The sequence below is a fragment of the Pseudomonas emilianonis genome, from assembly GCF_023072625.1.
GTDB lineage: Bacteria > Pseudomonadota > Gammaproteobacteria > Pseudomonadales > Pseudomonadaceae > Aquipseudomonas > Aquipseudomonas paraveronii.
In genome coordinates this window covers 1-1612 of the sequence record NZ_JAKNRV010000627.1, presented here as the reverse complement: position 1 = coordinate 1612, position 1612 = coordinate 1, and the positions used below count along the sequence as shown (strand labels likewise).

Below are 1612 nucleotides of genomic sequence, written 5' to 3'. Positions count from 1 at the left end.
CGACGATACCGTTGGCGCCGAGCATGCCTTTCTCCTGGTCGGCAATGTGCATGGAACCGCCCTTGCCACCGCACACCCCGGTTCAATGTGCATGGAACCGCCCTTGCCACCGCACACCCCGGTTTTCTTGCCGTAGATCTCGGCCATCATGCCGAACACGTCCACGCCCTTGGCGATGCAATGGCCGTGACCACGGTGGTTGGAGGCGATGCAGTCTTCATCGTTGAGGTGGGCCATGACTCCGGCGGCGCTGGCTTCCTGGCCGGCATACAGGTGGACGAAACCTGGGATCTCGCCGGTGGCGAATTCCACGTGCAGGCGCTCTTCGAAATCGCGAATAGTGCGCATCACGGTGTAGGCATGAAGCAATTGATCAGTGGACAGGTGAGTGGACATCTTGTTGTTCTCCAGGTTGTCTCGACACACAAAAGACTGGCTGCGGCCAGTTACAAAGGCATCAGCACAGCCTGTGCCAACACTTCGATAAACCTGGCAAAGGCTTGATCCAGAGCAGTGCCGTGCGGTTGTACAGCGGCAACCGCCAACCGCAGAATGAGACGCGCCATTGCAACCTGCCCGTGGCGTCTGCGGCCGAATGAGACGCTGCGTCTCACGCGGGGCAGTTGGTCAGGCCGCCCTTGTCCCTGTGCGCGCATGCGCGCTTAATGGCGGGCATAACAACAAAGATCGAGAACCGGAGGCCTTATGCTCGCCGCGAACTCCAAGGACCATGTCGACTGCGTCAGTCGTGTGGTACGCAATGCCGATCGCCTGCCTCAGGCGCCGGTGCCGTCGCTGATTTTCGATTCGTGGCGACGCTCCATGGAGCAACACCACCTCGACCCCGGCTCGCTGCAAGGGCCACGCATTCTCAGTGAGCCACTGCTCAAGGAATGCCGTGAACGCGCCGATCTGTTCATGCGCATCGCCAGCGAAGAAGTCGGTCAACTCCACCACCGCGTGCGCCACGCCGACTACTGCGTGATGCTCACCGACGCCCAGGGCCAGACCATCGACCACCGCGTGGACACCGCGATTCGCAACGATTGCCGCAAGGCCGGCCTGTACTTGGGCACCTGCTGGTCGGAAGCCGAAGAAGGCACCTGCGGCGTGGCCACGGTACTCACCAGCAAGGCTGCGGTGACGGTACATAAGCGCGATCACTTTCGCGCGGCGTTTATCGGGCTGACCTGCTCCGCCGCCCCCATCTTCGACCCTCAGGGCAACCTGCTGGGGGTGATGGACGCCTCGGCGCTCAAATCCCCGGATGACCGGCGCAGCCAGCACCTGGTGCGACAGATGGTGGCGCAGAGCGCACAAGCCATCGAAAATGCCTTTTTCATGCACAGCGCCCGTCAGCACTGGGTGCTCCAGGCGCACAGCACGCCGGGCTATGTCGACAGCCAGCCCGACCTGTTGCTGGCCTGGGACCAGGACGGTCGCCTGCATGCCTTGAACAGCAAGGCGCGCCAAGCCCTGCGCCGGCGCTTTGGCCAGGTGCCGGTACATATCAGCGAGGTGTTCGACCTGGATGCGTTGCGTGCGGTGAGCGACCAATCGGCGCAACAACTGCACTGGCTCGGCGAGCCCGGCGCGCTGCATGTGCGGGTCA

General features: G+C 62.8%; 1 protein-coding gene and 1 pseudogene. One reads left to right on the top strand and one right to left on the bottom strand.

All coding sequences use genetic code 11. The features are described 5' to 3' along the window. A pseudogene (locus tag L9Z73_RS30215) lies at positions 1 to 396 on the bottom strand (thiamine pyrophosphate-dependent enzyme); the annotation flags it as partial. Between the two features lie 309 nt (positions 397 to 705). Here L9Z73_RS30215 and L9Z73_RS30210 point away from each other — a divergent pair. Then, on the top strand, positions 706 to 1612 hold a 907-nt coding region (locus tag L9Z73_RS30210), incomplete at its 3' end, for a sigma-54-dependent Fis family transcriptional regulator (RefSeq protein WP_247408607.1).